Source organism: uncultured Marinococcus sp. (assembly GCF_947493875.1).
GTDB lineage: Bacteria > Bacillota > Bacilli > Bacillales > Marinococcaceae > Marinococcus.
This window is the reverse complement of record NZ_CANLSU010000002.1, coordinates 254,172-276,733: the sequence shown is the minus strand read 5'-3', so window position 1 is coordinate 276,733 and position 22,562 is coordinate 254,172. Positions and strand designations below refer to the sequence as shown.

Annotated in this window: 24 protein-coding genes; 6 read left to right on the top strand and 18 right to left on the bottom strand. The window is 52.0% G+C overall.

What is annotated here, in order from left to right:
• Positions 1-51 precede the first annotated feature (51 nt).
• Positions 52-978, bottom strand: a complete 927-nt coding sequence (gene hag / locus Q0757_RS04235; protein WP_298785083.1) for a flagellin Hag — start codon at positions 976-978, stop codon at positions 52-54.
• A gap of 280 nt (positions 979-1,258) precedes the next feature.
• On the opposite strand from hag, the gene Q0757_RS04230 reads away from it, so the two are divergent.
• Entirely contained in the window at positions 1,259-1,726 is a 468-nt protein-coding gene (locus Q0757_RS04230) for a competence protein ComK (protein ID WP_298785081.1), read from the top strand.
• Between the two features lie 578 nt (positions 1,727-2,304).
• Here the strand turns inward: Q0757_RS04230 and Q0757_RS04225 are convergent.
• The 13 genes from Q0757_RS04225 to Q0757_RS04165 form a co-directional block, all read right to left on the bottom strand.
• Positions 2,305-3,009: a response regulator transcription factor gene (locus Q0757_RS04225; protein ID WP_298785079.1), complete on the bottom strand. Its 705-nt coding sequence runs from the start codon at positions 3,007-3,009 to the stop codon at positions 2,305-2,307.
• Between the two features lie 350 nt (positions 3,010-3,359).
• The gene (csrA, locus tag Q0757_RS04220; RefSeq protein ID WP_022793397.1) at positions 3,360-3,587 is read right to left on the bottom strand and encodes a carbon storage regulator CsrA; all 228 of its coding nucleotides are present in this window, start codon (positions 3,585-3,587) and stop codon (positions 3,360-3,362) included.
• Complete coding sequence (gene fliW, locus Q0757_RS04215; protein WP_298785075.1) at positions 3,581-4,033, bottom strand: flagellar assembly protein FliW; 453 nt, start codon at positions 4,031-4,033, stop codon at positions 3,581-3,583. Before fliW ends, csrA begins: the two co-directional genes overlap by 7 nt.
• Positions 4,034-4,147: 114 nt before the next feature.
• Entirely contained in the window at positions 4,148-5,047 is a 900-nt protein-coding gene (gene flgL / locus Q0757_RS04210; RefSeq protein WP_298785073.1) for a flagellar hook-associated protein FlgL, read from the bottom strand.
• Positions 5,048-5,065: 18 nt separating this feature from the next.
• Complete coding sequence (gene flgK, locus Q0757_RS04205; RefSeq protein WP_298785071.1) at positions 5,066-6,667, bottom strand: flagellar hook-associated protein FlgK; 1,602 nt, start codon at positions 6,665-6,667, stop codon at positions 5,066-5,068.
• A gap of 33 nt (positions 6,668-6,700) precedes the next feature.
• Positions 6,701-7,186 carry a flagellar protein FlgN gene (locus Q0757_RS04200; protein ID WP_298785069.1) on the bottom strand — a complete coding sequence of 162 codons (486 nt, stop codon included), beginning with the start codon at positions 7,184-7,186 and terminating at the stop codon, positions 6,701-6,703.
• 48 nt (positions 7,187-7,234) lie between these two features.
• Positions 7,235-7,501: a flagellar biosynthesis anti-sigma factor FlgM gene (gene flgM, locus Q0757_RS04195; RefSeq protein WP_298785067.1), complete on the bottom strand. Its 267-nt coding sequence runs from the start codon at positions 7,499-7,501 to the stop codon at positions 7,235-7,237.
• A 133-nt stretch (positions 7,502-7,634) separates the two neighbouring features.
• On the bottom strand, positions 7,635-8,039 hold the full coding sequence (locus tag Q0757_RS04190) for a TIGR03826 family flagellar region protein (RefSeq protein ID WP_298785064.1): 405 nt from the start codon (positions 8,037-8,039) through the stop codon (positions 7,635-7,637).
• Between the two features lie 59 nt (positions 8,040-8,098).
• Positions 8,099-8,812 (bottom strand): ComF family protein, encoded by a 714-nt coding sequence (locus Q0757_RS04185; protein WP_298785062.1) that lies wholly within the window; start codon positions 8,810-8,812, stop codon positions 8,099-8,101.
• A complete protein-coding gene (locus tag Q0757_RS04180; RefSeq protein ID WP_298785061.1) occupies positions 8,805-10,262 on the bottom strand; it encodes a DEAD/DEAH box helicase in 1,458 nt (485 codons plus the stop codon). Before Q0757_RS04180 ends, Q0757_RS04185 begins: the two co-directional genes overlap by 8 nt.
• 61 nt (positions 10,263-10,323) lie before the next feature.
• Positions 10,324-11,181 (bottom strand): DegV family protein, encoded by an 858-nt coding sequence (locus Q0757_RS04175; RefSeq protein ID WP_298785059.1) that lies wholly within the window; start codon positions 11,179-11,181, stop codon positions 10,324-10,326.
• A 135-nt stretch (positions 11,182-11,316) separates the two neighbouring features.
• Positions 11,317-12,033 (bottom strand): response regulator transcription factor, encoded by a 717-nt coding sequence (locus tag Q0757_RS04170; protein WP_298785057.1) that lies wholly within the window; start codon positions 12,031-12,033, stop codon positions 11,317-11,319.
• Positions 12,034-12,092: 59 nt separating this feature from the next.
• Entirely contained in the window at positions 12,093-13,217 is a 1,125-nt protein-coding gene (locus Q0757_RS04165; protein WP_298785055.1) for a sensor histidine kinase, read from the bottom strand.
• A gap of 239 nt (positions 13,218-13,456) precedes the next feature.
• On the opposite strand from Q0757_RS04165, the gene Q0757_RS04160 reads away from it, so the two are divergent.
• Positions 13,457-14,095 carry a YigZ family protein gene (locus Q0757_RS04160; protein ID WP_298785053.1) on the top strand — a complete coding sequence of 213 codons (639 nt, stop codon included), beginning with the start codon at positions 13,457-13,459 and terminating at the stop codon, positions 14,093-14,095.
• A gap of 243 nt (positions 14,096-14,338) precedes the next feature.
• The gene (locus tag Q0757_RS04155) at positions 14,339-15,550 is read left to right on the top strand and encodes an LCP family protein (RefSeq protein ID WP_298785051.1); all 1,212 of its coding nucleotides are present in this window, start codon (positions 14,339-14,341) and stop codon (positions 15,548-15,550) included.
• A gap of 65 nt (positions 15,551-15,615) precedes the next feature.
• On the opposite strand, the gene Q0757_RS04150 is transcribed toward Q0757_RS04155, so the two are convergent.
• From Q0757_RS04150 to Q0757_RS04140, 3 genes are all read right to left on the bottom strand, one after another.
• Positions 15,616-16,917, bottom strand: a complete 1,302-nt coding sequence (locus Q0757_RS04150) for a UDP-glucose/GDP-mannose dehydrogenase family protein (RefSeq protein WP_298785049.1) — start codon at positions 16,915-16,917, stop codon at positions 15,616-15,618.
• Positions 16,918-17,054: 137 nt separating this feature from the next.
• Positions 17,055-17,933 carry a ribokinase gene (gene rbsK / locus Q0757_RS04145; RefSeq protein WP_298785047.1) on the bottom strand — a complete coding sequence of 293 codons (879 nt, stop codon included), beginning with the start codon at positions 17,931-17,933 and terminating at the stop codon, positions 17,055-17,057.
• Positions 17,934-17,940: 7 nt separating this feature from the next.
• Positions 17,941-19,056 (bottom strand): CAP-associated domain-containing protein, encoded by a 1,116-nt coding sequence (locus tag Q0757_RS04140; RefSeq protein ID WP_298785045.1) that lies wholly within the window; start codon positions 19,054-19,056, stop codon positions 17,941-17,943.
• 221 nt (positions 19,057-19,277) lie between these two features.
• Here Q0757_RS04140 and Q0757_RS04135 point away from each other — a divergent pair, with 221 nt between their 5' ends.
• The gene (locus Q0757_RS04135; RefSeq protein ID WP_298785043.1) at positions 19,278-20,213 is read left to right on the top strand and encodes an accessory Sec system S-layer assembly protein; all 936 of its coding nucleotides are present in this window, start codon (positions 19,278-19,280) and stop codon (positions 20,211-20,213) included.
• 81 nt (positions 20,214-20,294) lie between these two features.
• On the opposite strand, the gene galU is transcribed toward Q0757_RS04135, so the two are convergent.
• On the bottom strand, positions 20,295-21,182 hold the full coding sequence (gene galU / locus Q0757_RS04130) for a UTP--glucose-1-phosphate uridylyltransferase GalU (RefSeq protein WP_298785041.1): 888 nt from the start codon (positions 21,180-21,182) through the stop codon (positions 20,295-20,297).
• A gap of 340 nt (positions 21,183-21,522) precedes the next feature.
• Here galU and Q0757_RS04125 point away from each other — a divergent pair, with 340 nt between their 5' ends.
• Together Q0757_RS04125 and Q0757_RS04120 are read left to right on the top strand one after the other, a co-directional pair.
• On the top strand, positions 21,523-22,095 hold the full coding sequence (locus Q0757_RS04125; protein WP_298785040.1) for a transposase: 573 nt from the start codon (positions 21,523-21,525) through the stop codon (positions 22,093-22,095).
• A gap of 18 nt (positions 22,096-22,113) precedes the next feature.
• Entirely contained in the window at positions 22,114-22,500 is a 387-nt protein-coding gene (locus tag Q0757_RS04120; protein WP_298785038.1) for a single-stranded DNA-binding protein, read from the top strand.
• The last annotated feature ends 62 nt before the right edge of the window (positions 22,501-22,562 follow it).

The window sequence follows — 22,562 nt, the reverse complement described above, 5'->3', positions numbered from 1 at the left end:
ATAAGTTCCTCCTTGAAATATTCAATTCACTTCCGTGTGAATGGTTGATTTTTATTGTAGAAGCTGCAGCACAGATTGCGGCTGTTGATTGGCCTGCGCAAGCATCGATTGAGAAGCTTGCGAAAGAATGTTATTTTTCGTCATGTTCATCATTTCTTTGGCCATATCTACGTCACGGATTCGAGATTCTGCAGACTGTAAATTTTCCGCTGAAGTGCCTAGATTGTTAATGGTGTGTTCCAATCGATTTTGATGGGCTCCAAGCTTAGAGCGTTCGCCTGAAACAGTTTCAATTGCCGAATCAATAGCAGTAATAGCTTTGTCTGCATCTGCTTGGGTTGATACACTAATACCTCCCTCTACTGTCGCAGCAGTATAAGTTCCTGAAGTTTCAGTTGCTGCTGCACTGTCATCTGTGTTGTCTCCATCACCATCTCCAGTCACTCCAAGAGATTTTGCATCCATTGCTTCAATGTCCAGGGAGATATTTTGTCCTTCATTTGCACCAATATGAAGGGTAATTGATTCAGAAGTATCAATGTCAGTATTACCTTGGTCTGCAGCTCCATTAAGTAATTTTTTACTATTAAATTCAGTGTCATTAGAGATTCTTGTAATCTCTTCAGCTAACTGATCGACTTCTTTCTGAATTTCATCACGATCTTTAGTGGTGTTCGTATCATTGGAAGATTGAACTGCTAATTCTCGCATGCGTTGGAGAATACTGTGTGTTTCATTTAATGCTCCTTCGGCCGTTTGAATCATCGATACACCATCTTGAGCATTGCGGTCAGCCTGTTCTAGCCCACGAATTTGTCCACGCATTTTTTCACTGATCGCAAGACCTGCAGCGTCGTCACCAGCACGATTGATACGGAGTCCAGAAGACAGTTTTTCCATCGAGTCGCCCATATTGTTCTGATTTGTGCTCATTTGACGTTGGGCATTCATTGCGCCTAGATTGTGGTTAATAATCATTATAAAATTCCTCCCTGAATGTGTAAGTACTTTCCACGTCCTTGTGGCAAGCCTATATCACAGAATTTGCTTTGACGCCCGTACGCTGCGTTTTGGCATTTCCTGCTTACACTCTTTATATCGACTGCCTGGTTTATGTATTTAGTATTTTCTGTAATTCTCTTAAAAATATTCTTTTAGTTATATTATGCAAAAAGTACTAGTTATTTTCACACGGCATTCGTATACTTACTTATGTGTCAGAGCAGTTGGGAAAATATTTGAACAGAGGTGTTTGGTTATGCAGAAGACAATGGTGCTAGATGAGTACGAAGTAAATGAAAACACGATGGCTATCGTACCTAATTTTGAAGGGGAGGCGAAAAGTATTATATGGGAAAAAGACGGGGCACGTATTCCGGCTTCATGTGCGCCTACGGCTATTATTAAAAGAGGATGTCTCCGGGGAGGATCTTCTTTTGAAGGACGAAGCGAAGCGGTAAAGCATTACTTACATATCCGCAAGAAGCTGCCGGTGCCGGTAAATCCGTCGGAAGGTATTTATGCATTTCCAATTTCGTCACTGCGCGATCCGGAAAACATCTGGATTTTTTATAATCATGTGCAGCCCGGCCAGTTTGTCACTTCCGATGATGGAACAATGATCCGATTTACAGACGGCGCTTCGCTTCCGACAAAAGCGAGTACTTTTATGATCCAGCAGCAGCTGTTCCGTACCGGCCACTGTCAGAGCATGTTTACTGCCTAAAAAGCAAAAAAACAGAGCAGGGAGTACAAGGGCTCCCGCTCTGTTTATGCTTGGTTAGAAAAGTATAATGCCTAAAAAGTTCAGCGACGTTGCTTTCTAGCTACGATGCCATAATTCTAAGAAGTCGTTTCAAGGCTGCGTCAGCATGTTCGCTAATAATACTAAAAATAATGCCGTGCTGAATGATAGAGCATGGCATTTTTTGATGCACGAATTTTGCCGCTCGAACCCTCGGGTTATTTAAAATAGACTCGAGCGGCAAGTTTTCGCTGTCCAGCTCCGAGCGTTACCACCCGGATCCATTCGCTGTTTCGGGGACTTTCACGAAGAAAGTTAGTTCGACATTGTTACAGGATGTAACGAATTTAGTCGAACTTCATAATTCGTCGTCTCAAGCCGACCGAAAGCCGCGAGCCTGTTCAAACAGTGAGTAAATATTTCCGCCTTTCACGCTGTCCAGCTTCGCCACCCAGCCGTCCAGTCCATTGGCTTCACCTGGCTTCACCGTCTGTCGACGCTTCCAACCAGGTTTTCGCCAGCCGTCTGGAACGGCTGTTCAGGGTGGCTCCGCTTTTCTTTTACGTTATAAACTCGACCCAGTTTTCTTCGATCGCGCGCTTTATGGTGTGCGTACGGTCGTTGGCCTGCATCTTTTTCGTCAGGTGGCTGACGTGGTTGTTCACGGTGGCGACGGCCAGAAAGCATTCTTCGGCAATTTTGCGGTTGCTTTTGCCTTCGAGGATTTTTTCCAAAATCCGGATTTCTGCTTCGGACAGCGTGCCGCGTGCTTTATGCACGTCGAGTTCGAGCTGCTGTTCGGGTGGTTCCTCCTGAAGCTGATTCATGCGGCGGTACCGTTCAACGACCTGCGGCTGAAACACCGGGTCGATGTACGTCTGAAACTGCGTGGCACGCATAAAATGCTTGCGCCAGTCGTCTTCTTCGCGCTCGGCGGCTAAAAGCATCGTTACCTCCTGGCAGATAAATTCATCCACCAGGTGCCTGAGCCGCTCCGGCAGGTTCACACCAATCCTGCAGGTGGAGCCGACCCGTTTTGCTTCCTGAAGCCGCACAAACGCATCCAAATCACTGCACGCTGTGTAATAAAGCGTGTCCTTCTGCAGACCGCGCTGCATAAGCGTGGTCCACTCTTCCCCATTCGTGCGCACAGCCAGCTTCCCCATTGATTCTGCTGCCTGCGGCAGTACTTCTGATCCCTGCAGGTCGATAAATAAAATCGGCACCCTGCTTCCCGGGATGTTACGACTGTAAGTCCTGGCCATTATGTATTCCTCCTGAGACCTCACCGAAAGTGATGTTATTTTTGTTGAACACACTTTCCCCAAGCATGCCCTCTGCGTTTTTGTCTGTTGATTTCTCTCTGTAAACTGCAGCAGGACAACCAATCCCCTGAACTCGAACGACCGTATACAAATTCTACCTTTTCTTCACAGGTTCCGACAAGAAGCCCTATGACCCTAGGCATTTTCCACTTATCGTAAATTAATTATATCATAAATATGAATAAAGAACTATTATTTTTCCTTATTGTTCATTTTTTAGATACATTTACATATTTTTTAGTATTTTTATTAGTTCATAAGTTGTATGTAGTGAATGAATAGTCATTTAATTATTTTTTGATATTTTCCGATAATTTCTGCAAAAGCGTAATGTCGCCTGCGAGCGACTGCCGGTTTTCCTGCTGGATAGAGACATATACTTCCTGGCGGTGTATATCAATATGCTCCGGAGCATCGATACCCAGCTTCACCTGGTCCCCTTCAATTCCGAGTACAGTGATCGCAATATCGTCCCCGACACGAATCGATTCTTTTTTCTTTCGTGTGAGTACTAACATGATCCTGTGCCTTCTTTCTGTGTCCGCTGAAACAGCAGATGCTTCGTTTCATACGGTGACTGCGCCATGGGCCACTGCTTGCCGAGCTTTTGTTCGACATTGATAATCAGCGGTGCCTGCAGGTTCGCCGTACTGTCTTCAAGCGTGTTCGCAAGCGTCAGGGTGACATACACAAGTACCTGCTCCGGGTTTTCGATGTGCAGCTGCTCCGTGACAGCATCCGGGACTTCAAGCTCGTAGTCCGGAAAAAACACAAACGGATCAGCGGTAATAAAGGCAATATGTGCATGCTGCACCGACTGCATAATAAACAGGCTGCCGCTGTCATCGAACGGAAGAAACACGAAGTCACGTTCCTCTTCAAACGCCGGAATGCCCTGCGGAAAACGGGTAATATCTTTTTCTTCAACCGTGACAGCACCTAAATGCTTCGTTTCGATTTCCACACCTTTGCCCCCTTATCATTGAATACGTACACGAAACAGATAAACAGTCACAAAGACCAGTATACTGAATCGCTCTTCATAATAAAACAGATTTTCCCACATTTTATAAATTTTTTACCTTAAAAAGTCCAGAAGCGTCGTCTGCATAATCCGCCCAGCCGAGGCTAGCGCCGCCTGATGCACGGTCTGCTGGTTCGTTAAATTGGTAATCACTTCTTCGAGATCGGCGTTTTCATTGTTGGACATAATTTTGTTGGAGATGACCTTCTGGTCGGCGAGCCGGCTTTCGATCATTTCGATCCGGTTGGACCGGGCGCCGAGCTCGGCCCGCTCGTTTACGATGCTGTTCATCTGTTCGTCAAGCGTGCCCAGATATTTCTGCAAATCTTCGCCGGTGGTGTCCGGGTTTTCCAGATCGGCCTGCAGCTGTTCAAGCTCAGAAAACAGCTGCTCGTTAAACACCTCGCCCGGAGTGGAGCTGACATCGATCTTGATGCCCTTCATGAGCTCCATTTCTACCGCATCGCCGTGGCCGGTGAAGCTGTCTGCCGTCACACCGTCCGCGGTCGCGTCAGTATCAATTGGCGGGTTCGTGGTGTTGGAGCCGTTAAAAATGTATTTGTCCCCGATCTTGGAGTTGGCGGAGCTGATCAGCTGTTCCTTCAGCTCACTGATCTCTTTGGCGATGTTACCGCGCTGTTCACCTTCGTAGGTGTCGTTCGACGCCTGGGTAACAAGCTCGCGCACCCGCTGCATCACCTGGGTTGCTTCCCCGAGCGCGGCGTCGCTGGAGTCGAGCCAGTTGTGCGCTTCGCCGACGTTCCGTTCAAACTGCTCCACCTCACCGACCTGGGAACGGTAGCGCATGCCGTTCATCGCAACGACCGGGTCCTGGGAGGCCCGGGTGATTTTTTTACCGGTGGACAGCTGGTCCTGCAGATTCATCATCTGATCATAGCTCTGGCTGATATGCCCGGTGGAGCGCTGGGTCATCATCTGCTGGGTGACTCGCATATTGGCTTCCTCCTTTTCTTAACGGCCGACCAGACCCATGTTGTTGATGATGCGGTCGAGCATTTCGTCAAACGTCGTTACGCTCCGGGACGCCGCATTGTAGGCGTGCTGGAACTGAATCATGTTGGCCATTTCCTCATCCATGCTTACCCCGCTCACTGACATGCGGCGCTCGTCGGCGCTTGAGGTGAGCGACTGGGTAATGTTTGTTTTTTGGTTCGCTTCGCTTGCATCAACCGCCATCTGGCCGATCACGCCCTGGTAGAACCGCTGCACGCTTGTCGAGTTTTCGCCGTTTTCCCCGAAGTTCAGGTCCGCGTCCTTCACATTGGCCAGGTTCAGCGCATTACTGCCATTGCCGGCGTAGCCGGTCCCGTTTTCCGATTCCGTGGCGGCAGCGATATTGTTTAAGTCAGCTTTGACATCTTCGCTCACACGAAGTGCACTCGCTGCTCCTTTATTTTCGAGAACGGCCGGATCGAAGCTGAAAAAGTCAACGCCGGCACCCTTGGTGCCCGCTTCAACATCGTTCATCGTCCACCCTTCCCGGTGGGTCTCATTGAGCGCGTTCGCAAAGGTGGTAACCATTGTGTCAATGCTGTCGAGCATGTCCGTGTACAGACCCTCTACCTCCCCAGATGCTTCATCCATGTAGCCGTAGGCCTCATGCAGGCCCTGCATGCTGCCGCTCGACTGCATAAACGCATTGGCACTGTCCGATGGATTGGTAATGTTTGTGCCTGCTTTGCCGTTCGCCCATTCAAAGCTGGCCGTTTCCACGTGCCCGTCACGGCCGGCGGATTTCTCCACGTTCACTTCCTGGTACGCAAGAGCATTGCCGTCCACCAGCTTCTGCAGCCGCTCGCCGGTATCGCTCGTCATGAAAATATCGACGGTGCCTTCAGCGTTGCTGTTTGCGTTCCCGCCGCTCGGATTGCGCTTCACTTCCACGGTGGCCATGGACGACAGCTCGTCAATCAGCCGGTCCCGTTCATCATACAGGTCGTTTGGCACCTTGCCGTGCGGCTCCACGCCCGCGATCTGTTCGTTCACGCTGCTGATCTGGCTGAGAAGCGAATTAAACTGCCCGGTTTCGTTATCAATCTGGGCGTCGAGGTCGGTTTTGTTCGCCTGCAGCGAATTAGATATGTAGGAAAAGGTGTCCACCATTGCTTCCCCGCGCTGGCGAACGACTGAGCGTGCCCCGGAGTCCTCCGGATTGGCCGACAGGTCCTGCAGCGACTTCCAGAATTCGTCCATCGCATTGGCGACGCCTTCATCAGTTGGCTCGTTCATCAGGTCCTCCATGCGGGAAAGGTTTTCGTTTTTCGTTTCCCAGTAGCCGAGCTTCGCGTTTTCGCCCCGGTACTGCACATCAAGATACTGGTCCCGGATTCGCGCGACCGTGTTCGAGTCCACCCCGGTGCCCATCTGGCCCGGTGTGCTCGGCTGGTTCATGCCGGCTTTCGAAAAAGCATCACTCTGCTGCAGGTCGACCCGCTGCCGCGTGAACCCCGGCGTATTGGCATTGGCAATGTTATGTCCTGTCGTCTGCAGCGCGTGCTGCTGGGCAGTGAGTGCCCGTTTCGCTGTTTCAAGCCCCATGAATGTTGAACTCATGCATTTTCCTCCCCGTTTCTATGTACCTTCTGCTTATGCCCGTGAATCAAAGACCGAGTACTCCCGCTTCGTGCGCTGCGGGGCCAGACCCTGCCGGCCGTACTGCGCCGACTCCTGCGGCTGCATGGCGCCAAGCATCACCTGCGTGTATTTCATGGCGTCCTCAAGCATCGCACGGTTCAGCTCCTCCTGGTGCTGCAGAGCGGTCATCACCTGAATCAGCTCGTACTGCAGCGCTTCGAGACGTGCGCGCTCCTTATCATCGGCAAGCGGCTTTAACGCATCGATGGATACGGCGTTTTCGGGATTGGCCCCTGCAAGTGCTGCGGCCTGCTGGTGGCGCTCCCGCTCGATCCGTGTAATGCGCTGCACCTGGCGGCGTTCGTCGCGGATGAGCTGCTGCAGGTCTCCAGCGTCATTTTTTTTCAGCACCTGCGTCTTTCGTTCGGACATACCAAGCAGTACCCGGTGTTCCTCGATTAGGGCGCCAAGCTGCTCTACTACTATCTGTACGCTCATGCAACCGCTCCTTTAGGTATATGTATCAACAGGCCGGCTGGCGGCCTGTTACTGATTGTTCCAGTAGTCCTGCATTTTCTTTGCTGTCTGCTCCGCCCGTACTTCGTACGTGCCGTTTTCAATCTGGGCTTTCAGCTGTTCGACCTTTTCCCTGCGAGCCGGGTCGATCGCTTCCGACTGCTGCAGCTCCTTGGCTGCGCTTGAAATTTCGACAGAATCTTTTTTCCCCGCCTGCTCTCCCTGCGGCAGCTTCTGCTGCTGGGCGGACTGGCTGCGGTATATGGCATTAGCGGAATGCGCGGAATGAATTTTCATCTGTGTGGTCCCTCCCATCCGGACGTTCTGCTCCGGCTGTTTTGTTACTATTTATATCGGTCATTCCGCCGGTGATTTCCTTGGTACTTAAGACTTAAATTTTAACATACATACATGCTTTTTGACTCATTCGTTATTCCCGCGACCGGTACGTCGACCGTTTGTTCTTAATCTGACGGGCTTCCCACTCCCTCTGTTTTTCTTCCGCCTTCAGCCCTGAAGAAATACGGCTGGTACACGACCGGCAGAGCCGGTACTCCCGGATTGGTTCACCGCATCCCTCACACGGATAGCTGAAGTTCGGCAGATTTGCCAGGCTCAGGCGTCCCTCGCGAATATAGCGGAAAATATCTTCCTCGCTGACCCCGGTAGCCTCGGTAACATCCGTAATCGTTGACTGCCGGTGCTTACTCTTTCTTACGTGCGTGTACACCTTCTGGAACCGTGCCTCCTCCGCCCGGTGGCATTCCAGACAGACGGCACGGAGAGCCTGTACAAATAAATTGCCGCATGACGGACAGTTTTTTAATTCGGCCATAGCTCGTCTTCTCCTTCTCGTTTACTTTGCCTATTATATCGGCACAACCAACGGAGAGTTTAAGCACGAATCAATGTGAGCGAAGCCGTTAAAGAAGCTCCTGCCGCCTCAAGCACTTGCGCTGCTTCGCGGACCGTTGCACCAGTCGTGTAAATATCGTCAATGAGCAGAACGTTCCGGCCGGAAATCTGATCCGGAGCAGCGACGGTAAATCCGCGCACCGTCTGCAGCCGCTCCCGTTTTGTCTGCTTGCTTTGTTTGCCGACCTCCCCGTCCGGGCGTTCGAGTGCCAGAACATACGGCACTTTAAGGGCGGCTGCAAGCACCTCCGCCTGATTAAACCGGCGTTCCTGCATCCGCACAGGCGCAAGCGGCACCGGAACCGGTACAAAACCACGGAAATGCTGCCGGTACACCCGGCGAAGGTCGTGATAAAATGCGGCGGCCATTACTGCGTCGCCGCGGAATTTCCAGCGGGCCGTCCACGCCTGCATCCAGTCGTCGTAGTGAAACAGCGATACGTTTTTCATCCATCCCTTGTCCCCGGTATGCCGGCGCCAGCTCAGACAGTCGGAACAGACGTCCACGTGCCCCGGCGCCGAGCACTCCGGACACACCGGTCCGGTGATCGCAGGCAGCTGGCCGGCGCAGGTGTCGCAGAGCTTTGCTTCTCTCCACGCAAACAGGTTATTGTACGTCCAGGACGTCTGCAGGCGCTCGCGGCAGGACAGGCAGTATCCACGTGCAAACGATAATAGAGAAGTTTCATTCAACGGGCGCCGCCTCCTCCCGGTTCATTGTTTGGATATGGCGGATCGTCTGCTGCATCGCTTTTGTACGGCCATAGTGAAAGAAAACCACGTCCCCCTCCGGCCGCTCCGGATTCCGTCCGGCTCTGCCGGCGATTTGCACGAGGGCACTTTCGGTGAAAATATCATCGTCGGCGCCAAGCACCGCCACGTCCGCTTTGGGTATCGTGACGCCCCGCTCCAGAATTGTGGTTGTCACCAGAATATCGATATGCCCCTCGCGGAAGGCCGTAATTTTTTCTTCGCGCTTTTCGTCTTCTGCGTGCACGCCTTCGCAGCGAAAGTCCTCCGCCCGGAGCGCTTCCACCACCGGGCGAACAGCCGCTACCGATGGGACGAACACAAACAGCGGATAGGCGGTGTCCCGCGACTGGCACCATTGCAGCAGCGCATGCGGCAGACGCCCGCGAGAGACCTGCAGCCTCCAGTTCCCGGCCCACCGGCTCTCCGGCACCGGAAGCGGCTGGCCGTGAAACCGGCGCGGCACCTTCACATACGAGAGAGCCCCGCTCTTCATCCGCCGCTGTTCGTCCTTTCCGGGCGTCGCACTTAAGTAGATAACTGCGGTTTCCCGTCGGCATGCTTCCCGCACGGCCTGCTGGAGGCCCGGATCAAACACGTACGGAAACGCGTCCACCTCATCAATTATCACTACATCGAAGGCCCCTTTGAACCGGCGCACCTGATGGGCCGTTGCGAGCACAAGACGCGCCTCCGGCCGGGCATCAGGGCTGCCCGCATACCAGGCTGCAGCCGGAACCCCGGGAAACACGCCCAAAAGACGCGGGTACAGCTCGCGCACGACATCCGTCCGTGGCGTTGTCCACAGCACCCGTTCGCCTCTGGCGAGTGCCCCGGCCACGGCCTGAAACATCATTTCGGTTTTCCCGGCGCCGCACACCGCCCAGATATACAGCTCCTGCTTCCGCAGCCCGGCCCCGTAAGCGGCACGGGAGGCCCGTTCCTGCCCGGAAGACAGCCGGCCGCTCCATATGAGCGGATCGGTGAACACTTCGCGGGATTCGGGTCCAGTCCAATAATAGAGCGGCGTGCAGGCCGACACCCGCCCCATTTCCAGACACTCGCGGCAGTAGACGCAACGCTTACGCCCGCACGCACATGCGTGGGCACCGAACAAGCCGGGGGTCTGGCTGCTGCAGCGCAGGCACCGCCAAAAAGGGCCCTGCTGCGTGATGGCAGGCACCTCCTGCAGCATTCCCGCCTGCACATAGGCTTCAATAATTTTTTGATCGTACGGCAGCTCCTGAGCCAGAAGCGCCCGGCCGCTGCAGTGGGCCTGCATCTGTTTATAATCTGGTAAGGGTATAGCGGGAATCTCTGCATCAGAGGATAAGGAGGAAAAGGGGGAATCCGGCCGCTTGCTGCCGGCAAACCAGTTGGATAGCTTATTCATGGGAGGTGGTTCCTTTCGTGGGAGGGTTTAAAAAGAGGAGGCGGCCTGCCGGCCGCCGGTGTTACTCAGAGAGGGTTTCGGGGCGGTACCAGGCGAGCCCGATGGCGTTTTCCCCGAGATGGGTGCCAATCACCGGACCGAGGTGTTCGAGAGAGATCCGGGACTCCGGCGAGGCCTCCTGCAGCTGCCTGCGAAATGCCTCCCCGGTCTCTTCAGCGTTTGCGTGCAGGACGCTCGCTTCAAGCGGCCCCTTGGCGGCTTCCTCCAAAAAAAGGGACTGAATACGGGCGAGTGCTTTTTTGGAGGTGCGTACCTTTTCATACGGTATAATCTTTTTGTCGGTAAATTCGAGCACCGGCTTGATACGCAGCATGCTGCCAACCATAGCCTGCGCCCCGCTCAGCCGGCCGCCCCGCTGCAGGTGGCGCAGGTCCTCGACGATAAAGTACGCCCGCATCGTTTCTTTAATTTTATCAAGCTTGGCAAAAATAGCTGCCATATCATATCCTTCCGAGGCCATCCGGGCGGCGGTTAATACAAAATATCCCTGGGCCCGGGCACTGATTTCCGAGTCATAGCAGTGCACGCGGACCGTATCCTTAATATCGTCAGCGACGGCGACAGCTGTCTGGTGCGTGCCGCTGATGCCGCTGCTTAAATGAATGGAAATAATTTCATCGGCCTCCCAGGCAAGCTCCCGGTACAGGTCCTCCATTTTTCCCGGTGACGGCTGCGACGTGGTCGGAAGCGTCTCCGAATTTCTCATCGCCTGATAATACGTGGCAACGTCCCAGTCGGTCTCCGGCATCGTTTCTTCATTCACCACCACATTGAGCGGGATTTCATGAATGCTCCACTGTCTGAGTTCTTCAGGATTCAGGTACGAGGTGCTGTCGGTTACTATGGCGATTTTTGGCAATCTGGCCCTCTCCTTTCGTTCTGTCTACAGCAGGCGTATATGTATGAGTTCGCTTTCATTTTACGGACTTCCCGGTGGAAGTCAATGCCAAAGCGTAAAAAGGCTGCCGATATCAAACCGGCAGCCCTTGCTCATTTAGCGGACTTTAACCCAGCCCTTTTTGATTGATTCGACAACCGCCTGCGTCCGGTCATTTACATTCATTTTCTGCAGAATGTTACTTACATGGTTTTTCACCGTTTTTTCACTGATGTAGAGCGATTCCCCGATCATCCGGTTGCTGTAGCCGTCTGTCATCAGCTGAAGCACCTCGCACTCGCGGCGCGTCAGAATATGAAGCGGCTTGCGGTATTCAACCTCTTTGTAGCCAATTTCGGTATCGTCTGCACCGTGGTCGTCGCCTTCATGAGCGAGCCGGCGGTATTCGTTAATCAGGTTCTGCGTTACCTTCGGATGAATATAGGCGCCGCCGGAGCCGACAACCTTCACTGCTTCAATCAGGGCGTCCGCATCCATTTCCTTCAGCAGGTAGCCGGAAGCTCCAGTTTTCAGCACGTGCGTCACGTACGATTCATCATCGTGAATGCTCAGGATCAGCACCTTCAAATCCGGGTGGCGTTCGATCAGCGTTTTGGTCGCTTCGACGCCGTTGACCCCGGGCATGTTGATATCCATCAGCACCACGTCCGGATGATAATCGTCGACAAGAGTAAACGCTTCTTCTCCGTCACTGCCTTCTGCAACAATTTCAAAGTTTTCTTCCATATCCAGAATACGTTTGACGCCTTCACGGAAAAGCTGATGGTCGTCAACCAACAACAATTTGATTTTTTCATCGATACGTTCTTGCATACGTTCTCATCCTTTCTTCGCTTCACTTATCATTTGGTTGTTTAATGCTGTTTTTATTTTTAATGAACCGGCACGAACACCTTCACTCTCGTGCCCTGCCCGACCACGGAATCAATCGTCAGCTCCCCGCCAAGTGCGTTCACACGCTCTCTCATGCCGAGAAGGCCGAATGATTTGTCCCGTTCTTTATTCACGTCGAATCCTTTGCCGTCATCCTTGATTAAAATCGTAATGCTCGTCGGTCTTTGTTCGAGCTGCACCCGGAGAAGATCCGGCTTTGCATGCTTATAGGCGTTCTGGGCCGCCTCCTGTACAATGCGGAACAGTCCGATCTCAAGGTTCGGGGCGACTCTTGCTTCCTTCCCTTTCGTGGTAAACTCCGTCACCATGCCTGTGTTGTCTTCAAGGTGACGAAGATATTTCTGAAGCGTCGGCACGAGACCGAGATCATCAATCGCCATCGGCCGCAGGTCATAGATAATCCTGCGGACTTCCCCGAGGCTTGAGCGGATCAGAACACGCAGCTCCCGGAACTCCTGGATCGCTTCCTCCGCGCTTTTTTCACGGGAGATTTTCTCGACAAGCTCCGAGCGGAGCAGCACGTGCGCGAGCGTCTGCGCCGGACCGTCGTGAATTTCACGGGCCACCCGCTTGCGCTCGTCCTCCTGCGCTTCAATGATCTGCAGGCCGAACTCATGCTTTTCCCGGGCATTTTCGACGAACTCCCCGACATCCTGAAGGTCGCCGGCAAGAAAGTTATAAACGATGCCTACCTGGGATACAAGCGTTTCAGCCCGTTCAATGGTTTCATCCAGTTGAATCAGGCGGCGTTCGATATTGTCCCTGCGGTCGCGGAGGCGTTTTTCCTCCTGCCGCACTACGGCAAGATTTACCTGTGACTCGTTGGCTTTCTCATACACCTTCTGCACTTCTTCATCGCTGAACTGCCGAAACCGTTTGCTTACCTCTGCCAGTTGATTTCTTGCCACCCTGGCTTCAACCTCCAGCTGATCGGAGCGTTCAATCGTTTCAGAAATGTGTTCCTGTATTTCCTTCAACTCTTCCTGGAGTGTGTGAAGTTCTTTTCTGGAGGTTTCACTGATTTCAAAAATTTCTTCTTTGCTTTTCTCTACTGTCTGAAGCATTTGCTCAATAATTTGATCTAAGTCTGCTGCGTTTCGCAAGGCTACCATCACCCTCTATACTTGCCTGCGAATCTTCAATACCGTTTGGAACGGTTCATGAATAGTTTAGCATATTCTTTTGGACCTATTCCGCTATGTAATGAAAAATCACAAATTTACATATTTAACTCTAATTTCGTTGCATTTTCGCCCATTTCCTGTTATACACTGGCCAAAATGTTGCAACCATTACAATCATATTATACGGTAATAACATTACCTAGGAGGAATGTTACCGTATGCTTACTTCATATCGTACCATTAAACAAAGCGGCCATCATGAATTCACCATAAATAAATCACGCTTCATTACCCACATTACCCGCGCAGCAGACGAAGTAACCGCTCATTCATTCATTGAGCAAATAAAAAAGGAGCACTGGAACGCTGCCCACAACTGTTCAGCGTATTTGATCGGCGAGCAGGATCATATTCAAAAGGCCAATGATGACGGCGAACCGAACGGCACCGCAGGCGTACCGATGCTAGAGGTGCTGAAAAAACGAGAGCTGAAAGATACCGCAGTCGTTGTCACCCGCTATTTCGGCGGAATCAAGCTCGGCGCCGGCGGCCTGATCCGGGCCTACGGCTCCTCAGTTTCCGAGGCGTTGAACCATATCGGAATCGTGCGCCGTACGCTGATGCAGGAGCTCGTGGTTTCCGCCGACTACAGCCTGCTCGGCAAACTGGAATACGAAGCCCGGAAATCCGTTTATATTCTTGATGCGATTGACTACGAAGAGCAGGTGAAGCTTCATCTTTATACACCGGTTGAAGAGGTGGAGGCCTGCCGGGAGTGGCTTGTGAACATAAGCAGCGGCCAGGCCGGCATTGAAGAAGGAAAACAGGCCTTCGTGGAAGCCGATGAGCCTTCATAGTCCTGTCATTTATTTCCCCGGTAATACAAAGCAGCCGCTATTAGCTGCGTTTCCGTGCGGAAATAGTTTTGTGCCGGATGTTTATTTTGTTTACTATCGTTTCTGCCTCGGCTACAATGAAAGAATACAATATTTTTCAAAATGCTTCCATTTTAGCTGATTTTCATATAACAGCGTGTCTACAGACGCTTTTGCCGTTTTCTATGCCACGATCATTATACAATCCAAAGGAGAAGTGCCGACATGCCAAGCTCAACGTCTCAACGGAGAAGCCTTCGTAAGAGAAGAAAGAAATCCTTCATCTGGAAAACCACAGCCATCACTGCTTTACTTTTTCTCCTGCTTGCCGGGGGAGCTTCCGCTTACTTTCTCCAGCAGCTCAACAGCGTGTCCGCTGATACAGAGGAAGAGCTCGAACGCGGGGAAAAATCGGATCTCCGGGACCAGGCCGTTGACCCGTCAGAGGACAGCTTCTCGGTTTTATTCCTGGGTGTGGATGACCGCGAAGAAGGATCCATGAACGGACGCTCCGATGCGATGGTCGTCGGTACATTCAACAAGGACTCCAAAAAAGTGAAGCTGGTGAGTATCCCGAGAGACTCGCTCGTAAACATTGAAGGCCACGGGGAAGACAAAATCGCACACGCCCATGCCTATGGCGGAACGGATTTAGCGGTCCAGACTGTTGAAAATACGCTGAACATCCCGATTGACTATTACGTAAAATCTGATTTTGCGGCCTTTACCGACATTATTAACGATCTTGACGGCGTCGACGTCAACGTGCCGTTTGATTTCACGGAAGAAGGAACAGAATTTACAGAAGGACCGGCAACACTAAACGGTGAAGAAGCGCTCAAATACGTACGGATGAGAAAACAGGACCCCCGGGGTGACCTTGGACGAGGTGAACGCCAGCAGGAAGTGCTTGAGAGCCTGATCAAAAAAGCCGGGTCCATCGAATCCATCGATAATTACGATGACGTATTTGACAGCGTCAGTGAAAATGTGAGCACCAACTTCACGTTTGGCAACATGATTGCCCTGCAGCAGTATGCCGATTCATTAGACAAAATCGATTCCAATCAACTGCAGGGTTCGGATGCTACGATCAACGGCATCTATTACTACCAGTTGAACCCGGAGGCGACACTTGAAACGTCCAACAGCCTGCGTAAACAGCTCGATCTCCCGGCTTCTGAAAAACCGCTGGCACTCCCCGGCACGCAGGTGAACAATGAAGCGCCGGCGGAAGAATCGTACGAAGAACCTGCTGCTGAGGAAGAAGTGCCTGCAGAGGAAGAATCGTATGAGGAATATCCAGCGACAGAGGAAGAAGCTCCGGTGGAAGAGTCCTACGAAGAGCCTGCTACGGAAGAAGAAGTACCTGCGGAAGAGGAGTCATACGAAGAAGCTCCCGCCGAGGAAGAAGGCTACGAGGAAACGACACCGTAAACTAAAGCTTAACCGCATAAAAAGAGCCCGGAAGGAGAGCCTACTCCTTTCGGGCTTTTCTATAACTATTTCCGGCCGATACCGTGATAAATAAAGCCGGCTTCCTTAAATTCTTTTGCTTCAAATGCATTTCTGCCGTCAATCATCACCGGCTTGTTCATGATGCTTTTTAATTTCTCCGGTGTCACCTGCAGGCATTCGTCCCACTCTGTCACAAGCATCGCCGCATCTGCACCTTCGCAGGCATCGAGCGCGTTTTCCGCAAAGTAGATGTCTCCCCCGAGCAGCTGTTTGGCGTTATCCTCTGCTACCGGGTCAAAGGCACGCACTTTCACGCCGTATTCCTGGAGCGAACGGATAATTTTCAGCGACGGGGCTTCCCGCATATCGTCTGTGTTCGGCTTGAACGCGAGGCCGAGAAGCGCCACCGTAATATTGCGGATATCTTCGTTAAAAATCACATTCAGGTGGTCCACCATGCGCAGGCTCTGCTTTTCGTTCACATCGTTTACGGCCTGCAGCAGCTGCGGATAGTAGCCTTTAACCTCCGCTAGGTGTTTGATTGCTTTTACGTCCTTCGGGAAGCAGGAGCCCCCGTAGCCGATGCCTGCGTTCAAAAACTTCGGCCCGATCCGGTTGTCCATTCCCATTCCGCGTGTAACCGCATTGATATCTGCACCGTAATAATCACAGATGTTCGCCACCTCATTCACGAAAGAGATCTTCGTGGCGAGAAAGGCGTTGGAGGCGTATTTGATCATTTCAGAGCTGCGCGGGTCTGTCACGACAATGTTTTCTGTGAGCGGCTGATGCAGCTCTGTTAAAATCTCCGCTGCTTTGTCGGAATTTGTGCCGATAATCACGCGGTCCGGATTAAATGTATCCTTAACAGCTGACCCTTCCCGGAGAAATTCCGGCACGGAGCATACTTCGACCTGGGCATCCGGATTTTTGTCTGCGATCAGCGAGCGTACGCGGTCCGCGGTTCCCACGGGCACAGTCGATTTATTTACCACGACACGAAATTTGTCGTCATTCACCGCTTCCCCGATTTCGTCCGCTACGCCGTACACATAGGACATGTTGGCAGCTCCTGTTTCCGATTCCGGCGTACCGACGGCAATAACCACCACGTCAGACGCCTGGACAGCGGGCTGCAGCTCTGTTGTAAACTGCAGACGTCCGGCTGCACGGTTGGAGTCCACTAATTCCTTCAGCCCCGGCTCATAAATCGGGATCTCTCCGTTATTCAGCCGGTCTACCTTCTCCGGAAGTTTATCCACACAGATTACGTCATTGCCAAGCTCTGCAAAGCTTGTTCCTGATACAAGGCCCACATAGCCGGTACCTACTACTGTTAGCTTCATACGTCTTCCCAACCTTTAATTTATGTATTTTCGTACTTTAATATACGCGTGAATGAGCGCTTAGCGTTTAAGCGTGATTATCAGATTTTATTGTATCATATTTTACCAATTATTCTACATTCACTTCTGTATACATGTTAAAGGTCCCAGCCTTCGATCTGCGCACGTACCGGCATTCCGTTCTGGGCTCCTTCTTTTTCAACTGAGGCCGCTGAAGCAGCATTGGCAAACCGGCAGGCATCTTCAAGAGACATCCCTTCAGCCACTGCTGTGGCTAACGCTCCGTTAAACGTATCACCAGCCCCTGTCGTATCGCGCACGTCCGCCGTACGCACAGGAATTACTTCCTCCCTGCCGTCTGCACGGAGAATGGATACTCCCGCCGCTCCTTTCGTCACCACCACATTTTCACGGCTGCCGGCAATCGCTGGGTACTCACTCCGCAGCTGTTCAAATTCCTGTTCATTTGGTGTCAGGTAGGCCGCTTTATCCCAATACACCGGTGACAGCGGCTGCATCGGTGCCGGATTCAAAATAACCGGCGTCTGCTCCTCTTCGGCGGTCTGAAGCACCTTTTCCACCGCCGGCCCTGGAATTTCAAGCTGTACAAGCACTATGTCTGCCTCTCTCAGGAGCGAACGGCTTTTTTCGATATCGTCAGGACTGACAGCAGCGTTCGCTCCCGGCGCCACAATAATACAGTTGTCTCCCCCGGATACAATAATTGTGGCAACACCAGTCGCCGGACCTGGGCGCATGCGAACGTGCTCTGTATTGATGCCTTCAGTTCGCAAGTGCTCCAAATATTCTATTCCGAAAGCATCGTTTCCTACCGCTCCAACCATCGATACGCGGGCACCGAGGCGGGCAGCGGCCACCGCCTGATTGGCCCCTTTTCCGCCAAAATATGTATGAAAGCCTTCCCCGAGGATTGTTTCTCCCCGGGAGGGCATCCGTTCTGCTGTTGTGACCAGATCCATGTTAATACTTCCCACAACCACTATATTTGCTGGCATTCATCCATCACTCCCTGCTTGGACTAACAAAATTCTGCGTATAAAACGGACGGTTTTCGTCGTCAAATGCCACCCCGACACCGAGACCGTCGTAATTGCCGAGCATCGCTTCGCGGTGCCCTTCATATGAATTCATCCATCCGGCCGTGGCATACAGCGGCGACCGCTGGCCGGAAGCAATGTTTTCGGCAGCCTGTACGTACCGTATGCCGCCCTGTTCCAGACGGTCAAACGGAGACTGCCCCTCCGGATTCACGTGATCGAAAAACTGGTTTTCAGCCATGTTTTCACTGTGCGCTCTTGCGACATCTGCCACTGGCTCATTGTAGGCGAGCGTGTCCCGGCCGAGCTGAACACGCTGGGCGTTGGTTAAGTGCCATACGAGCCGTTCATACGAATTCCGCACTTCTTCAGACCCTTCGGCATAAAAGGAAGAAGTCCTTTCCACCTCTTTATCCACCAGCAGCAGAGCATTCACCCTGTTTTCTTCATGAACATCGTAGAAAAAGGTCGCAAAGCCTTCCTCCACCTCGTAAACGCCCTGCTGCTGTTCATTCGTTTCCGTGCGGATGCTTCCGCGGGTTACCGTTTCCATAGAGTCTCCGTACGTATCCCGGATAGCACTGCGTCCGGTGCCCCAGCCGTTTCCTTCATCGTCCTGCCAAGTCTGCTGATTGGAATAAAGCGCCACCACACGTCCGTCCTCAATCCCGTACTGGGCGTACTGCCCGTAATCGTCGTCGTAATAAATATGCCAGTCGAACGAATAGCTTCCGGCCTGTACGTCCTTCGCTTCCCCGCGTGCCGCCTCCACCTCTTCAAGGCTGTCCCCGAGGCTTACACCTGCAACTTCCCAGTCTCCTGTGCCTTCAGGCACTTCCGTTTCCACGGTGCCTGCCTCCGGAGCGCCCCGGCTGCTTTCATCCGCCTGCAGGTTTTCACCGAGCAGATTGGATAAAAAAAGCGCCATTCTTTCGCCCTGCGTGTCCGTGCCTTCATATGTCGTGCCGCCTGCTTCTTCGATACGGTCTTTAACCCCGCTCCAGGGAGAATCCGCCGGGCTGTAAACTATAAGCGCTGCCAACAGAGCCACTAACACCGCCGTGCCAATCAGACCCTTCATGTGCATAACTCCTCTATTTGTTCATTTATTATTTGTTTTACTTGTATACAGTAATTGTACAGGAAAAAGGCCCGGGGGAATATTAACTTGCATTTGGAGATTTCCCTTAAAAGTCCTCCGGCAGAGTGATATACTATAAGGACGTACAGACTAATCTTCAACGCTGGTACATCTATATAACAAACTTTATAACTATGACATTTATAAAAGGGTGAAAAAGTATGGCTTTATTCGGTAAAAAAAAGCAATCGTCCCAGGGCGATGCTGCCAAACCAGACGAGCTGGCTGAACAAACCCCGGCCGATGAGGAAGCTATCGACGAAGCACACGACGACAGCGGCCGGACCGTAGAGACGACACTAAGCCTGCATCCGGAAGCTGAAATTCCGGAGGAGGATGAATATTACCTGCGCTTTTTAAACGGCGAAGCGCCCCGGCTGAAGCCCGGACAGGTGGCTTTATCGGGCATAAGCGCCCAGCGGGATGAAAACGGATTGATGCTTGTCACTGCCTTTATCCGCAACGGGGCAGAAAAAGCCATCCGTTTGAAGCAGTCCACGGTGCTTTTGATGAGTAATGACAACCAGGTGATTGCGAAAAAGAAAGTGGATTTAAGCGGAGTCGGCGATATTCCGCCTAGAAGTGCCCGGCCGTGGAACTTTTATTTCGCACCCAAGGAACAGCTTCAGCAGGAATTTCCAAAAGACGGATGGAAAATCGGCTTTCATGTGGAAAAACCAAAGCGCGAACACCACCTCGACCTGGCCGACAGCTGGAAAAATGCGCTTAGCGAGCAGCAGGTGGACAAGCTGAAGGACATGATCCGCGATATGAAGCCGCCGCGTGCCGGTGAGGTTAACTTTATGGGGATGCGCGCCGTGCAGTCGGAAAACGGCGACCTGCATGTGACGCTTCTTATCCGCAATGGTGGCAACAATGAGCTCAGGCTCGACAACGTGCCGCTGCAGGTGGAGGATGCGCACGGAGAAGTCATCGCCCGGGGCGGATTTAAACTCGACAGCTTTGCTGTGCAGCCGTTCTCAAGCCGGCCATGGACGTTTGTCTTTCCACATCGCCTGCTTAAAAAAGAAGAAATCGATCTTTCCAAATGGAGAGCATATCCGATTAAAAAGAAGAAAAACGAAGAAAACGCGTAACGAAAGAGCCCCGTGCGGGCTCTTTTTTGACGCAAAAAAGGCCGCCGGACCAGTGCCCGGCGGCCTTTTCATCTAATATGCCTAGTTTTTATCCGTTTCTTTTTGCAGAATATTGTTCTGCAGGTAATCCTCAAGCGGGCCGCGCAGATCCTCCCGGTCGAGCGCGAAATCGATTGTCGCTTTGACAAAGCCGAATTTATCGCCGACATCGTAGCGCACACCGTCAAATTCATACGCCAGCACGTCCTGGCTTTCATTCAGCTTCGTAATCGCATCCGTCAGCTGAATCTCATTGCCCGAGCCTGGTGGCAGCGTTTCGAGAATGTCGAAGATTTCCGGTGTCAAAACGTAGCGACCCATCACTGCGTAGTTGGACGGCGCATCCGCAAGATCCGGCTTTTCCTTTAAGCCCTGGACTTTATGAACGCCCGGCTCTTCTTCGCTTTTCGGATCAATGATGCCGTACTTGGAAACGTCCTGATCCGGCACCTGCTGGACACCGACCACCGAGCTCTGGTACTTATCAAAGACGTCTGTGAGCTGCTTCATGCACGGCTCGTCCGAATGCACAATATCGTCACCAAGCAGAACAGCAAACGGCTCGTCCCCAATAAAACGGTGGGCACACCAGATGGCGTGTCCAAGACCCTTTGGCTCCTTCTGGCGGATGTAGTGGATATTTGCCATATTGGAAATCTGCTGGACTTCCTCAAGCTGCTTCGTTTTGTTTTTCTTTTCGAGCGTCTGTTCGAGCTCATACGAAACGTCGAAATGATCCTCAATTGCACGCTTGCCGCGCCCGCTTACAATGATAATGTCTTCAATGCCGGCAGCAATCGCTTCTTCTACTATGTATTGAATAGTGGGTTTATCCACAATCGGAAGCATTTCCTTCGGCTGTGCCTTTGTCGCCGGCAGAAAACGCGTTCCAAGCCCTGCGGCCGGAATAATAGCTTTACGTACTTTCATCTTTTTTCCTCCTTGATAACTGTGCTGCGTGCCTCGCACGCATGTCAAATACAAGACAAATCAAGCTGTATTCAACATACCATAATGAATAGGAATTACAAATACATGGAACAAAATCACTCTGCTTAAATTTTCCAAAAGCAGGGACAGGGCTCCCAAAATGTTGTCACATTCTGCTTCTTCCTTTTGTTGGGATATATGGTATAGTAGTTATATTCTAACACGAAAGGAGGCGCAACCGCGTTTTTTTCTGCTCCCCAGGCCCTGTCTGCGGCCTGATTTTCACCAATCCCCTCCTCTTGGTGAAATATTCCCTACAAACTTTTACCGAAAGAGGTGTATGCCCGTGCCCCGGGACGAACGCCTTTGGTTTCCAGGCACCGTCTATTCCATTACTGCAGCTGGAGCTTCCGGCCGTACGTTATTTCCCGACGAAAAAGACTATAAACAATACGTATACTTATTAGCCAAAGTAATCAATACCACGAAGCTTGATCTTCACGCCTACTGTCTTCTTCCGGACAGCATTCACCTGCTGGCCGAGTCCACCTACGTCTCCATCTCCACTATTATGCGGGAGCTGCATGCATCCTATGCCATGCACTACCGGCGCCATTACGAAACCGGCGGCTCCGTTTTTCAGGCCCGCTACCATTCCGAGCTTCTTCCCGACGAAACGTCTTTTTTTGAGCAGAGCCGCCGGATACATCTGCTTCCCTCTGAGAAGCTGGATCATCCCTATCCCGGCACGTACCGGTGGTGCAGCGCACGTGACTACCTTGCGCCGCAGCCCGAATACGCCCCGAGACATCCCTTTTTATCCCTCGAACGCACTCTTGCCTTTTTTCCTTCTCCCAGACATGAATACTTTCACCGATTTTTATACCACACGTCTGTAACCCAGACCCACTAACTATTCAGGAGTGATTACATGTTTAACCAGGTGACGCTTGTCGGCAGATTCACCCGAGATCCCGAATTAACCTATACAAAAGACGGGACCCCGGTATGCAACTTCACCCTTGCTGTCCAGCGGTCCTTTCGCAACCAGGAAGGGGAATACGATGCCGATTTCGTTCCCGTGACCGTATGGCGGCGCCAGGCGGAAACCACGTGCGAATACTGCCACAAAGGCGCTATGGTCGGTGTGAAAGGAAGAATCAATACCCGTCTTTATGACAACAAGGATAACAAGCGTGTGCAGGTGGTTGAAGTAAACGCTGAAGACGTCCGTTTTTTGAAGCTGCAAACCGGTTCTTCTGACGCGCCATCGGAAAGCATCGGCTTAAACACGGAGCCTTTCCCTGCCGGCATGTAGCAGTCTTTTCCCCCGTATTACCTTCTCCGCTTTATTCCCTCTATAAAAACAGGGACCCCCGC